The following is a 12,823-nucleotide window of genomic DNA, read 5'->3' as shown; positions in this document are numbered from 1 at the left end:
TCCTCATGATTGATGTACATTGTCATTTGTTGCCTGAGGTGGATGACGGACCGCGCACAATCGAAGCGTCGCTTCAACTCGCAAGACGCGCAGTGGAAGAAGGGGTGACATCGATTGTCGTGACACCCCATGCGTATCATCCGTACTTTGAGACACAACATCACGACGTGACCCAAGAAGTCGCGCAACTGCAACAACGACTCGATGAAGAAGGAATTTCATTGACCTTGTATGTCGGCCAAGAGATTCGAATCTTTGGGGAGTTGGTCGAGGCACTTGAGTCTGGGGAGGCACACTCGCTCGCCGGATCCCGCTATGTGCTCGTAGAATTGCCGAGTCAAAGTGTACCGGCCTATACCGAATCTTTATTTTTTCAATTGCAAACGGCTGGATACGTTCCGGTCATCGCGCATCCGGAGCGGAATGGTGAGTTCGCCCTTCATCCTGAAAAATTGCATCATCTCGTATCATCGGGTGCCCTGTCACAGGTGACGACAAGCAGTTTGACGGGACAGTTCGGGAGACAAGTACGTGAACTCGCGCTCTCGTTTATTAGCAACGGATTAAGTCAAATCATTGCCTCGGATGCACATAACGTGGAACATCGTGATTTTAATTGGCTCGCGGCAAGGCAAGAAATCATCAACGAACTAGGAGAAGAGATGTGGCAACAGCAGCTCCGCTTCACAGAACATATCTTAGCGGATGAACCGATTGCGGCGAACCCACCCCATTTGCCAGAGAAAAATTGGCGTGGGCGTTGGAAGTGGTAAATCAATTGCCCGATGACGGGTTAGAAAGGTGATGGCATGAAACAAGCGACGATTCAAAACACCAACGGCATGCGACTATCCGCCATCGACTATGGCTGTGCGATGACGGAACTGACGGCCCCGGACCGGAACGGCAAGCTCGACTCGGTCATCTTAAAATATGGGGATGTCTCTCAGTACTTAGAAAATCCCGTCTATCTCGGGTCGGTCGTCGGACGGATCGCCGGACGAATTCGCAACGCGGAAATTGATGGCGTCGCCTTGACCCCAAGCGAGGCGCCCCATCATATCCACGGAGGCGACAAAGGCATCACAGCCCGTCACTGGGAGATGGATGCCGACGAACAGTGCATCCAGTTCACGTATCTCAGTCCAGACGGGGAAGAAGGATATCCTGGAAACGTCTTCTTCAAAGTGTTATATGAACTGACAGATAACAATGAACTGATCGTCACGATGACGGCGGAAACGGACCAACTGACGTGGGTCAACTTGAACCATCACAACTACTTCAATCTCGGGGGACGCCCGACCATCCATGACCATGAGCTGACGCTACCAGCGGATTCGGTCGGCGTGCTCGATGCGGAATCGCTGCCGACAGGGGAGTTGCGGGATGTGAGCGGGACCCCGTTTGATTTCCGAGAGGGTAAAGCGGTCCGAGAGGCGCTCGAATCGGGAGACGAGGCGATTGAACGGGCGAGCGGTCTCGATCATCCGTTCATTTTGAAGGACGGGGAGACGAGGCTACATGACCCGGTGAGCGGACGGACGATGGCGGTCGAGACGAATCAACCCGTCATGGTCGTCTATACAGGGAATTTTTTGAGTGAAGAGACGCCCGTGACGCTCGATGGTCGACAGAAACATAGTGCGATTTGTCTCGAGGCACAGGCGTATCCGGACGCTCCGAATCATCCGGACATCGCGACCTCAATCGAGCTGAAGCCGGGTGAACTGTATCATTCTCGGACAGTGTATCGATTTGGGGTGGAGCAATAAGAAAGGTCATCTCCTTGTTCTAAACGAAGGAGATGACCTTTCTTATACTTTGCATATCTATTAAGCGGTACGTAATAGAGGATTAAGATGTTTTTTTATTGCGTCTCATATATAAGAGAATGGCAATAATGAGGACGATTAATACAATGAAGCCGACAAAATACCATGTAGAGTCTATTGAATTGGAAGACTCTTCACTAGATGTTTCTTGATTATTCGAGAGTTCATTAGCGATACTTGAACTATTTGTAAAAATAGCGCCATTTTGATTCTTCACTGCCACACTAAAGGTTTCATTTGGAAAAGCTAGCGTTTCAATAAGTGTTGAATCAATCGAATTTTGAGTTGACACAACAATCATTGCTTTTTCATCATTCCAAGGTGAAGGTTGGATCCATGCATACTCAGAAGACGTTTCAGGAATGAACCCATATTGTGCTAAGTCAATTTGATTGTTCTTCGTCACAATCCAATCTTCCTTGTGCTCGTTAAAGAGTGGACTTTGTTCCGGATTCCCTATTAAGAAAATCGATCGATCTGTCACCATATCTTCGGTTACATCACTAGAACGTACAAATTCGACTTGCTCTGTTAAAGGAGTAACAGGTATTCCGCTCATCACATCGGCCAAGTTTTGTAGTGACTGAATATTCGAATCATCAGGAATGACGAATAGGACACCTGAATCTGTTGAGAACAGGCTAGCCATATTTAAAAAGACTTCATTGTTTGCTTGTTCATTGCTTGTTGGGAGCGTAACTTGACTGTCACTAGAGATAAACATCCAACGCTCCAAGTCGTTCGTATTGCATGGTGCATCTGAGCGAAGTCCATTTGCTTCGAACGACACATCTAAGAACGTCGCTTTTTTTAAGGTCGATGCATCAACTTGAATCGTATGATGTTGCCACTCATTCTCTTCATCTAGTCCTGTTAAAGGGATAGAATGAGGGACACCATTTACCCAAGCAATCAATTCAGGAGCAGAACCACCATTTTGAGCCGGCATTAAGTTTTCTGAAGCTTTAAAGCGAATATCTAGCTCCACTACAGATTTTTTATCGATAGCCGGTAACGGATAATAATAGTTTGGACTCATTGCTTCACTGCCACTTAGCATCAAATCTGAGGCGCCAAGTGTTTGTAACGTAATCATATTTCCGTTCTCTTGAATAGATGGTGAACTGGATAAGATTAATCGGTCACCATTCAATTGTTGCCTTTGTTGAACAAGAAGGAGATGATTCAGAGTTCCTTCGAAAGCATGAGAATCTTCGGCAAGTACGAACATTGCATCGATAGCTGCATCTTTATCAGTTAAACGAGCTTGCTCGAACAAAACCTCTTCTTCTGTTGGAAGAGATTCAAGATTTTTAATTAAATCCTTTACCGGACCCGTAAATGAATCAGTCTGCCCAACAAATAGATATCGTCCATTCAATGCTTTTAGTTGTTGTTCATATTGAAGAGATACGTTATCTGGATCTGTGGCATCCCCCTGCAACTGGCGGTAAAGCAGAAGTCCTGCCTCTAATGACATGGTATCAGGTAAATCTGGTAGCACGACAGTTAACTTCTGATTCGTTGTTTGTGTGAAAGGACTTGGATAATCATTTAGTGAGAGTTCAGATTGGTTCCCGATAGATACTACACTAGAAGGGCGAACAGTAAACCAACTACCAGATGTGTTACCTGTGTCGCACATCCTGCCTTCTGTAATACCCGTGAATTGAACAGTGACTTCGTGTGTGCCTTTTGTTAAGTGTTCGTTCTGTAATGGGATCTTCACATTTCCTTGTGATGACTTTTTCGTTAATGCAACAGATTTGAGGGGTTCACCGTCAATTTCGATTGTTAGAGCAGACGGGGGAATTAACAATTCAGAATGCTCCCAATCAAGAGATAAATATTTAGTCGAATCTGCTTTTTCATTTCCTAGAAGAGTATACGTATAGGTTCTAGAAGATGTTTCTCCAGGTAACACCTCATCACTTGTCGTCAATAAGCGTTCACCTGCTTCATTTGTCGAATCAATCGGTAGTGAGGAACGTAATTCAGTAGCTGCTTCAACAGAAGTTGTCGATAATAACAAGAATGTACTTAGTAAGTAAGGCATATAAGGTTTCATAAAATCCTCCTCCTCAGTCAAATCGGTCGGTTTTATACCATTTGACTTCTTGATTAAATAGCACGCGCTTCATTTCCAGGTAAAGCGAGTAAATGACAAGCACAATCCACAATTGGCTGTACGTGAAGTACATCAGAATAACGGTAAAGAAATTCTGCACATTAAATTCGGAGCGTTCGATACTGAGTGTGACGAACACTTCGGTCACAAATAGTAAAAATGCGAGAATCCATAAAATCAATGTGATATTTCCAACTTCTAAACCGATATCAACAAACAAATTAATCACAAATAGACTATTCGACAGAATCACGCCAAAGAAGAATAAAAAATAAGTGAAAAAAAAGTAAATGATATCGAAAACGATTTTCTTTCGTTTCAGCGAAAATAATTGACGCATGAATTTGAGAACAACGTATTGATTCCCGCGTGCCCAACGCGTTCGTTGTTTCCACCAAACTTTTAATGTTTGAGGTTCTTGTTCCCATGTGATTGCGGCAGGGAAGAATCGGATATGCCAACCAAGTTCATAGACCCGAATCGTGAGTTCGGTATCTTCTGCTAACGCTGCTTCATCCCAACCGCCAAGCTCTTCAATAATGGAACGACGGATGGCAAAGTTGGTTCCAGGAATTGTGGCAATATTAAACCACTTCCATCTACCTGCTTGTGCCATCCATTGAAAACAGATGGTCTCGATATTGATCAAACGAGTCAGCAATGTTTCATATGCATTGGTAACTCGGAATTTACCGACAACTGCTCCTGCATGAGGGTCATTTAATAGACCCATCACGAGATGATAGACACTATCTTTTTCGGGTGTGTTGTCTGCGTCGTATACGACGAGCACATCACCGGTAGATTGTGTCAATCCGTAATTTAAAGCAGAAGATTTGCCTTTACCCGCATAAGCAGGTGTAGTTTGTACAACATGAATAAAAGAATATTTGTCGGCGAACTGTTGGGCGATTTCTCCTGTTCGGTCAGATGAATTATCATTGATTAAAATGACTTCAAGTTTGTCATGCGGATAAGCGATACGAGCCATTGCCCGAAGCGTAGCAGCAATGACCACAGCTTCATTGTGTGCAGGTATTAAGACAGAGACTTTAGGTAGGTCTTTCATGTTTTTAGACCACTCAGAGATTGGATCACGAAACGTCATGAAGTGCCAAAACCCACCTTGCATTAAAAACATGTGGTATAGAAGCATCGTCCAAATCATGACGAGAGAGAACAGGAAGAGTACATTTGCCATGATTAACCACGCTCCTTAAATAATCGTTTTTTACGTTGCGTGCGAAGATAGAGGGTATAGATTAGAAACATCAGTACGGCAGTAAACGTGATGATCGCTAGAGCCCAAAGTGATTTTTCAAGAAACGAGTTTGGCATATGCAATTTTAACTGACTCCATATAGGGGAACGATTGTCTTGAAGAGATATCGTTCCGTTTGAGGTTTGAATTGACACATCATCTGTACGGACCCACTCATTTTGATTACGTAAATTTAACCACTGGAAGCCAGGTGTAGATTCCATCATATCTACAAGATCTGCCAAATGCTCCATGCCGATATACGGGTGATAGAATCCTCCAATCATGGATTCTCGAACAAGCATTAATTCATCGCGAGCTCGACGCATTTCGTCAACAGGTCTTGGTAAATCAGTTCTTACATACCCAATGGTTTCAGGGTACAACGTCATCCCGTGTAATAACGAAGGTTTTGATACATAGGGGGTAACCCCCATAACTTCCCAGTCGGTATTACTCCATTGAACTTGACCAAATACGTTTGAAAAATAATTTGCAGTTACCTCGTATCCTGAATGAGACATCGTATAATGCGGTGCTTCAAAACCTAAAGGATGGAGGTCTAAAGAAACCAGTTCTTGAATGGAATTTGTTAGTTTTGATTGAATGTAGGATGTTTCTCCGTCTAAAACTTCACTTAAATAGGCATTATATTCCTTCGTATTACTAAAAGCCTCTTTTGGTTTTAATAGAATATGTTCCTCATCTGAAGGTGTTAGAATAGGTTGATTGTTCTCGACATCCCAAAACTCAAATCCTTCACCTGTTTCGGAGGAGCGATATTGATGAGTATATCCATGAGAGATGACGGAAGCTCCACGATTTTCAAGACTCTTCATGACATCAAGCAATTCGGGGCGATCAGTGAAGTGAACATTTTGTCCACTATCTGGATCGACATATATCGGAATGACTGCTAATAGGACTGGGATGTTGTGATCGAGTAAATAATTCCCGACTTCTTCAAGTAATTTTGAATCCGTACTTGGATTAACATCTTCTAGACGTATATATCCGAGGTGTTCTTGTTTTACTTCTACTTCAAAAAAATCGTACAAACTATCAGCTAAGAGTAGAGAGGAACGATTTAATAGGTTATAAATACCAGAATAAAAATGTTCATTGAGTTGAATGATTGTGGGCTGTTCTTTATCTCTCTGTGCAATACGTGCATGTACAGTTGCTACTTGATTGTTTACAGAGAAAACTGTATCGGCTAACTCAAAAGTCAGATTTGTGTCAGTCCGTTCTTGATAAAATGTTGAAACACCCTGCATTCGAATTGCGTCAATTTTTTCAAATGCTTTAAGTTGATTTGCGTTAAATCCAATTCCATAAAGTGCAGCGTTTGACTCATTGATTTGTTTACGAGTAGATGATGGAATCGTCGCGGGATTTAAACCAAAGTAAAAAAGGTGACTTGTCTTTTTAAAAGAAGTTTCTGTCACTTCTGTATCTCGAAGAATGTGAATGTTTTCAGAAAAACGAGAGACCAGTGCATCAAGTTTATGAACTTCCGGAGGAACATCGTTTGAGGTAGAACTATATACAATCGTGACGTTTGGACTGTTTGCATGCGTGACATGCGGAAAACAAAGTAGCGCAAACAGAACGATTAATACTTTATAGCGCATAACTCTTCAACTCATTTCTCATTAAACCAAGGACATCATCCGGTGATTCAATCCCAGCTTCTTTTGTAACGGTATAGTGAGCAATATGATTAGTGAATGAGACCGTTTTGCCATTTGAAATGTCATAATCGCCAATCATTTTTTTAAATCGATTTAATATGATTTGCATATTTTCTTCAGAAGCATAGGGCAAAATCAGTGCAAACTCTTCTGTGGAAATTCTAAATTTTTTATCTGTAGTTCGAGTCGACTGATGCAAACGTTCGCTGAAAAATTCTAAGAAACGAGTGGACTCATCAGCTCCGTATAGTTTTCTAAATTCAGTGAAATGATCAATTTGGTAAAGGAGAACGGTAAACGATTCCCCGTGACGGTTCGTCCGATCGATTTCTAGTTGGAGTTCAAGTTCGAATCGGTCTTCATTATCTAGTCCTGTTTCATCATCGATTGCGACAAGACGTCTTATTTTTTCTTGTAGTATATGATTATTTTGACCCAATTGATTGATTCGTTCATAAATACTGCCGCTTAAAATGACAAGACCAATTAACCAAAGACCAAAATGAAAGAGCGTTGCTTCTGAAAAAAGAAAAGTTTGGTCTTCAGGTCTAAAAAACATGTTCCAAAAATATAGACTTCCGAACAAAAATAAGATGAACAGTGCAGAGAACAGTCCAGCACGGATACCTGCAAACAAACTAATAAAGACGGCCAATGCGAGTAATAGAATTCCTTCAGTCTGTACATTTCCTAAATCAGGTGTGTAGGTAAATAATATAGCGACAGCAATCAATAAAATACCGAATTGTAAACTGATGAGACTTGTTTTAAGGAATGAGGTATCCATCTAAAAGTCCTCCTTCTGCTAGTAAAGGTAATAAATTATCAAACGAATGAGTTTCTTTGTTCGATACGTCAATGTATCCACCGTAGTATTCGGATGACGAATCTGAAATCATAAACGTCTTTAAATGTTCCATAATTGTCTCAGCAAATTCCCTTTCGTCACGTTCGAGTAAATAAAAAATAGCTAATGCGTATACGGCCTGCGATTCATAGTTTACAGTAGGTTCTTTAGAGTCAAGATTGTATCGCCCGTAAACGAGACCTTGATTGAACTGTTCTTTAAAAAAATCATAAAAAACGTCAGTTTCCAGATTGAATTGTTCATATCGAATGGCAACATAAAGTTGGTCAATCATGTTGATTTCATCATCGAAGTGATACTTTTGGTCAGATATCGAATATGACTTGGCGAAAAAAGGCCCTTGCAAAGGTGCTTCTTCGAGAAGATGTTTGCTATTAAGATACAAATGATTCGAAGAAGACATATAGCGTAAAGCTGCTTCATCTAAGTAACTAAGAGTCAAGACATCCCCGGTCTCATTCGTTGTTAAATCGACATAGTCTACGGGAAGGCCGTTTTTCACTCCTTTAGTTGCGAGGGATGTTGAGATTTTTTCTGCTAACTTTGCATAGGAAGGTTCGTTAAACACTTCTGCTGCTTTTGATAATGCATGAATGATCCGTGCGTCATCAATCCAAGCGTTTACTGGGCTTGCTATGATGGCATCACTTGTTTGTTCAAGACGCCAACTGACTAAATCAGATTCATCTAGAAAATTGCGTTTAAAAATATCAATTTGATTGTCGAATTCGTCTTTGCGTTTTTGGTTTACTAAAAAAAGTAAATAAAGACCGAGAGATTCAGATAAAAATTCATGTTGTCGATTCGTGATATTTGTTCGAATGAGCCCTTTTTCGGTCAATAAATGTTTTCGAACGAATGATTCCGTTGCAAATTTACTCTCATATGACTTTAAAGGCGGATTTTCATTGGAACATCCAGTCAAAGTTAAAAATAATGCCGCTGAAAGAAAAACGAGTTGTCGCATAGATAGCCCCTTATAAAAATAAAATAGCATCATACTATAAATGTAAATTACCCATTTTATTGATAAATATATGCACCTATATGGATTAAATAGTTTAATATATGTCTTTTTTAGGTATTTGAATATTATTTTCATAAAAATATTAATGATTGATAATTATACTAGATATCGGCAACTCTTCCATCAGTTTTAAGTAATAAAAGAGAATGAGCGCATATTAGATTTTCGTTTCTTTGACAGAGTGTTTCGTACAAAGAAGATCATTACATCACGTATTCAAGTCATATCAGCGATGTATGTAAAAAGTGAGGGTTTCGTCCCTCGCTTTTTTATTTTTTTCTTCATGACTGCAACGAAAAAGAAGAATGCGGAACGGCATCATGACATGATGTTGCGAAAAAATGATAAACCCTTCTTTTCGATTGTCAAGATGAAGGGGGTAAGAAGGTACTACAGTTAACCTGCGCCTATTCACTCTGTCTATAGGGAGGAAATCGACATGAAGGAACAAACGACGATCGTGGGCGATCTCGTGGAAGTGCTCAAAAAGAGTAGATGGTTGCTGTTCGTGAGTATGGTACTCGGCGGACTCCTCGCATACTACTTGAGCACTTCATTCATTCAGCCTAAATATGAGGCGTCCACACAAGTTCTACTCGTTACGCAACAAAATGACAACCGCGTAGACAGCTCGGAAGTATTATCCTCACTTTCACTCGTCAATACGTATCGCGTCATCATGAAGAGTCCGGCCGTTCTTGAGAAGGTCAAAGAACAAGTGCCGAACGCGCCAGACCCGCTCTCGGATGCACTCACCGTAGAAAGTGAAGAGGAGTCACAAGTCATCAATGTGTTCGTTACCGCAAACGATCCGGTCGTGGCAGCGGAAACGGCGAATGTGATCAGTGAGGTGTTCGTCAATGAGATTCCGGATTTGATGAACATCGACAACGTTCGCGTCTTGTCACCTGCCGAAGTGCCGGAAGCCCCGATTTCACCGAATGTCATGATCAACACCGCACTCGGTCTATTCGTTGGTTTCTTGATTGGTGGCTTTATCGGCTTGTTGCGACACGTCTTCGATAAACGGATTCGAAATGAACAAGAGGCAGAGCGGTTACTCGATTTGCCGGTCATCGGGTCGATCCCGACGATTGAACGACGCGATTTGAAACATAAAAACGTGAAAGAACCGACACCCCAAGTGAAAGGAGACGTTTCGCATGTTCGGTCGAAAAAAGAACGCCAATCGTCTTGATTATAAAAAGCGTGACCTCGTCACCTTGTCGAATCCGAAATCTCCGATCTCAGAGCAGTATCGCACGATTCGAACCAATTTAGAGTTCACGTCCGTCGGGCATAAACTCCAGATGATCACCATCACGTCTGCTTCATCTGGGGAAGGAAAGTCGACGACCGCCGCCAATTTAGGTGTCGTCTATGCACAGCTTGGTAAAAACGTCGTCCTCATTGATTGCGACATGCGTAAGCCGACTGCACATCAAACGTTCCAGTTGTCGGCGCATGCGGGTCTATCGACTGTATTGGCAGGGCGCGTCTCGCTCGATCATGCACTGCAAAAAACCGACATTCCACGACTCACGTTGTTGGCGGCTGGTCCGATTCCACCGAATCCGACGGAATTGATCGCATCGTCGCGTATGGCCGACGTCCTTAGTGATTTACGCAATCAGTTCGATATCGTGATTGTCGATACACCACCGATGATGCATGTCGCGGATGCCCGTCTTTTGGCAAATGTATCCGATGGAACGATTCTCGTCATCGGATGTGAGAACTCCGATCGTCAACTCGTCCTGAAGGCGAAAGAACAGTTGGAACGGACTGGATCTCATCTTCTCGGGCTCGTTCTCAATAAACGTTCTTCTCGGGACACGCATACGTATTACGCGTACGAGTAAGGTGTCGTCATGAAGATTCTACACATCAATGCCATCAATGAAGTGAAGAGCACAGGACGAATGTGTAAAGAGCTCGCATTCGTCCATGCCTCTCACGGTCATCACGTTCGAATCGCCCATTCGACCGGATCGGTGACCGAGACGAGTGTGGTGATTGGACAGGCATGGGAAACGAAATGGCATGCCTTCCATTCTCGGGTAACCGGGCGCCAAGGCTATACGTCGAAGCGGTCGACCGCCGAGCTGGTCACCTTTCTAGACAGCTTTCAACCGGACGTAGTTCATCTTCATAATCTGCACGCCAATTATCTTCATCTCCAGATCTTGTTTGATTATTTGGCGATGCACGATATCGCAACCGTTGTGACGCTACATGATTGTTGGCCATTCACCGGGAAATGTACGCATTACACCTCGGTCGGTTGCGATCGGTGGAAGGACGGATGTGGGCAATGTCCACTTCTGAAAGACGACATTCCGAGTTGGTTTGTCGATCGGACCGAAGACATGTTGGCGGACAAACGGAAATGGTTCGAAGCCATTCCGCGCTTGGCGGTGATTGGTGTATCGGATTGGATCACGATGGAAGCTCATTTTTCAATCCTTCAACACGCGACAATCATTCGCCGTATCCATAACTGGGTCGACTTAAAAACCTTTACACCAAAAGATGCGGTCTCTCTACGGGCGAAACTCGGATTGACGGGCGAAACGATTTTATTAGGTGTCGCCAGTCATTGGAGTGACGCGAAGGGACTGACGGCGTTTCTAGAGTTGGCCAAAGCGAGACCGACCGACCAAATCGTGTTGGTCGGTCATATGCCGACACAACAAAAGCTTCCGGCGAACGTGCTCCACATTCAGGAGACACATGATTCGCAGGAGTTGGCTTCCTATTATGCCGCGGCAGATGTCCTGTTGAACCTGTCGGAAGAAGAATCGTTCGGCAATGTGACGGCGGAGGCACTCGCATGCGGCACACCAGTCCTTGTACTCGATTCGACAGCGAGTCCAGAACTCGTAACCGAACGAACGGGTGTCGTCGTCGCGTCGCGATCTGTTCCTGACCTAATGGATGGGCTCGAACGTCTACGACATGCCTCGATCTCACGAATCGCCTGTGCCAACGAGGCACGTCAACGGTTCGACCTATACGAACGAGCGGAGGATTATCTCCGTGTGTACGAGGAACTGCAAACGGAGAAAGTGAGGAACGTCTTATGACACCACTCGTATCTATTATCATCCCGGTCTATAACGGGAGTGATTATTTACGGACATGTATCAACAGCGCTTTGGCGCAGACCCATCCGGCGATTGAAGTCATCGTCGTCAACGACGGCTCGACCGACGATGGAAAGACCGCGGCCATCGCGACAAGTTATGGAGACCAGATTCGTTACGTAGAAAAGGAAAACGGTGGTGTCTCGAGTGCGTTGAATCGTGGAATCGAAGAGATGAGAGGCGAATTCTTTTCCTGGCTTAGCCACGACGACGTATACGCACCGACAAAAATCGAACGACAGCTCGACGTGATGCGTCAACAAAAGCTCCCGATGAATCAGACGATTCTCGTCACAGGCACATCATTCATTGACGAGAACGGGGATCCGATTCGGCGGGTGCAACGGAAAGTGGCGGGCTTTTATTCAAGTCAGGACATGTTTCGTCATCTGCTTTTATCCTCGACCTTGAACGGATGCGCCCTCTTGATTCCACGACAAGCGTTCGACCATCGCCGATTTTCGTTAGAGGACCGATTCATTCAAGACTGGATCTGTTGGGTCGAACTGGCACTCGACGGATACGATTTTTATGTGATGCGCGAGCCACTCGTCTATTCTCGGATTCACGGTGAACAGCAGACGAAAAAAATTGCGCATCGGGCCACGAAGGAATCAAATCGTTATTTGGAACGCTTGCTGCAGGACGTCGAAGTCCGCGAGAACGGAGAGGAACTGACATCCATCATTTTGAAGCATACGTTTAAAGAAAACGCGACGGACGTTCGAGAACGCTACTTAGCGACCCGTGACGTGACTCGTTACTTTGGGCCGATGGAATATCGTTGGCTCCGCTGGCACGGGATCTTGTTTTCAAACTTGCTGTCACTTTATCGAGGGATGACGAACCTGATCTATCGGTAGG

General features: G+C 43.8%; 11 protein-coding genes. 6 read left to right on the top strand and 5 right to left on the bottom strand.

The window, feature by feature from the left end; translation table 11 throughout:
- Window positions 1-5: 5 nt before the first annotated feature.
- Both KNO94_RS10910 and KNO94_RS10905 read left to right on the top strand, forming a co-directional pair.
- Window positions 6-773, top strand: a complete 768-nt coding sequence (locus KNO94_RS10910; RefSeq protein WP_214779608.1) for a tyrosine-protein phosphatase — start codon at window positions 6-8, stop codon at window positions 771-773.
- Window positions 774-809: 36 nt separating this feature from the next.
- Window positions 810-1,775: an aldose epimerase family protein gene (locus KNO94_RS10905; protein WP_214779606.1), complete on the top strand. Its 966-nt coding sequence runs from the start codon at window positions 810-812 to the stop codon at window positions 1,773-1,775.
- 82 nt (window positions 1,776-1,857) lie between these two features.
- Here KNO94_RS10905 and KNO94_RS10900 read toward each other — a convergent pair whose 3' ends face one another.
- The 5 genes from KNO94_RS10900 to KNO94_RS10880 are packed head-to-tail and all read right to left on the bottom strand — an operon-like array spanning window position 1,858 to window position 8,753.
- Window positions 1,858-3,903, bottom strand: a complete 2,046-nt coding sequence (locus KNO94_RS10900) for a cellulose biosynthesis cyclic di-GMP-binding regulatory protein BcsB (protein WP_214779604.1) — start codon at window positions 3,901-3,903, stop codon at window positions 1,858-1,860.
- Window positions 3,904-3,916: 13 nt separating this feature from the next.
- Window positions 3,917-5,164, bottom strand: a complete 1,248-nt coding sequence (locus tag KNO94_RS10895) for a glycosyltransferase family 2 protein (protein WP_214779602.1) — start codon at window positions 5,162-5,164, stop codon at window positions 3,917-3,919.
- A 2-nt stretch (window positions 5,165-5,166) separates the two neighbouring features.
- On the bottom strand, window positions 5,167-6,858 hold the full coding sequence (locus KNO94_RS10890; protein WP_214779600.1) for a DUF2334 domain-containing protein: 1,692 nt from the start codon (window positions 6,856-6,858) through the stop codon (window positions 5,167-5,169).
- Window positions 6,848-7,705, bottom strand: coding sequence for a GGDEF domain-containing protein (locus KNO94_RS10885; RefSeq protein ID WP_214779598.1), 858 nt, complete (start codon window positions 7,703-7,705; stop codon window positions 6,848-6,850). Before KNO94_RS10885 ends, KNO94_RS10890 begins: the two co-directional genes overlap by 11 nt.
- A complete protein-coding gene (locus KNO94_RS10880) occupies window positions 7,686-8,753 on the bottom strand; it encodes a glycosyl hydrolase lipoprotein (RefSeq protein WP_214779596.1) in 1,068 nt (355 codons plus the stop codon). Before KNO94_RS10880 ends, KNO94_RS10885 begins: the two co-directional genes overlap by 20 nt.
- Before the next feature lie 499 nt (window positions 8,754-9,252).
- Between KNO94_RS10880 and KNO94_RS10875 the strand changes: the two genes are divergently transcribed.
- Genes KNO94_RS10875 through KNO94_RS10860 form a run of 4 tightly spaced genes read left to right on the top strand, consistent with a single transcriptional unit; the run spans window position 9,253 to window position 12,822 of the window.
- Window positions 9,253-10,011 carry a YveK family protein gene (locus tag KNO94_RS10875; RefSeq protein WP_214779594.1) on the top strand — a complete coding sequence of 253 codons (759 nt, stop codon included), beginning with the start codon at window positions 9,253-9,255 and terminating at the stop codon, window positions 10,009-10,011.
- On the top strand, window positions 9,977-10,675 hold the full coding sequence (locus KNO94_RS10870; RefSeq protein ID WP_214779592.1) for a CpsD/CapB family tyrosine-protein kinase: 699 nt from the start codon (window positions 9,977-9,979) through the stop codon (window positions 10,673-10,675). Before KNO94_RS10875 ends, KNO94_RS10870 begins: the two co-directional genes overlap by 35 nt.
- Window positions 10,676-10,684: 9 nt before the next feature.
- On the top strand, window positions 10,685-11,899 hold the full coding sequence (locus tag KNO94_RS10865; RefSeq protein ID WP_214779590.1) for a glycosyltransferase: 1,215 nt from the start codon (window positions 10,685-10,687) through the stop codon (window positions 11,897-11,899).
- On the top strand, window positions 11,896-12,822 hold the full coding sequence (locus tag KNO94_RS10860) for a glycosyltransferase family 2 protein (protein ID WP_214779588.1): 927 nt from the start codon (window positions 11,896-11,898) through the stop codon (window positions 12,820-12,822). Before KNO94_RS10865 ends, KNO94_RS10860 begins: the two co-directional genes overlap by 4 nt.
- Window position 12,823: the final 1 nt, after the last annotated feature.

The sequence above is a fragment of the Exiguobacterium sp. s22 genome (assembly GCF_018617455.1).
Taxonomy (GTDB): domain Bacteria; phylum Bacillota; class Bacilli; order Exiguobacteriales; family Exiguobacteriaceae; genus Exiguobacterium.
The sequence above is the reverse complement of the archived record's forward strand: the minus strand, read 5'-3'. Positions and strand labels throughout refer to the sequence as shown.

Coding starts and splice junctions, on each gene's coding strand:
- KNO94_RS10910 (WP_214779608.1), top strand. CDS start 6: ATGATTGATGTACATTGTCATTTGTTGCCTGAGGTGGATGACGGACCG.
- KNO94_RS10905 (WP_214779606.1), top strand. CDS start 810: ATGAAACAAGCGACGATTCAAAACACCAACGGCATGCGACTATCCGCC.
- KNO94_RS10900 (WP_214779604.1), bottom strand. CDS start 3,903: ATGAAACCTTATATGCCTTACTTACTAAGTACATTCTTGTTATTATCG.
- KNO94_RS10895 (WP_214779602.1), bottom strand. CDS start 5,164: ATGGCAAATGTACTCTTCCTGTTCTCTCTCGTCATGATTTGGACGATG.
- KNO94_RS10890 (WP_214779600.1), bottom strand. CDS start 6,858: ATGCGCTATAAAGTATTAATCGTTCTGTTTGCGCTACTTTGTTTTCCG.
- KNO94_RS10885 (WP_214779598.1), bottom strand. CDS start 7,705: ATGGATACCTCATTCCTTAAAACAAGTCTCATCAGTTTACAATTCGGT.
- KNO94_RS10880 (WP_214779596.1), bottom strand. CDS start 8,753: ATGCGACAACTCGTTTTTCTTTCAGCGGCATTATTTTTAACTTTGACT.
- KNO94_RS10875 (WP_214779594.1), top strand. CDS start 9,253: ATGAAGGAACAAACGACGATCGTGGGCGATCTCGTGGAAGTGCTCAAA.
- KNO94_RS10870 (WP_214779592.1), top strand. CDS start 9,977: ATGTTCGGTCGAAAAAAGAACGCCAATCGTCTTGATTATAAAAAGCGT.
- KNO94_RS10865 (WP_214779590.1), top strand. CDS start 10,685: ATGAAGATTCTACACATCAATGCCATCAATGAAGTGAAGAGCACAGGA.
- KNO94_RS10860 (WP_214779588.1), top strand. CDS start 11,896: ATGACACCACTCGTATCTATTATCATCCCGGTCTATAACGGGAGTGAT.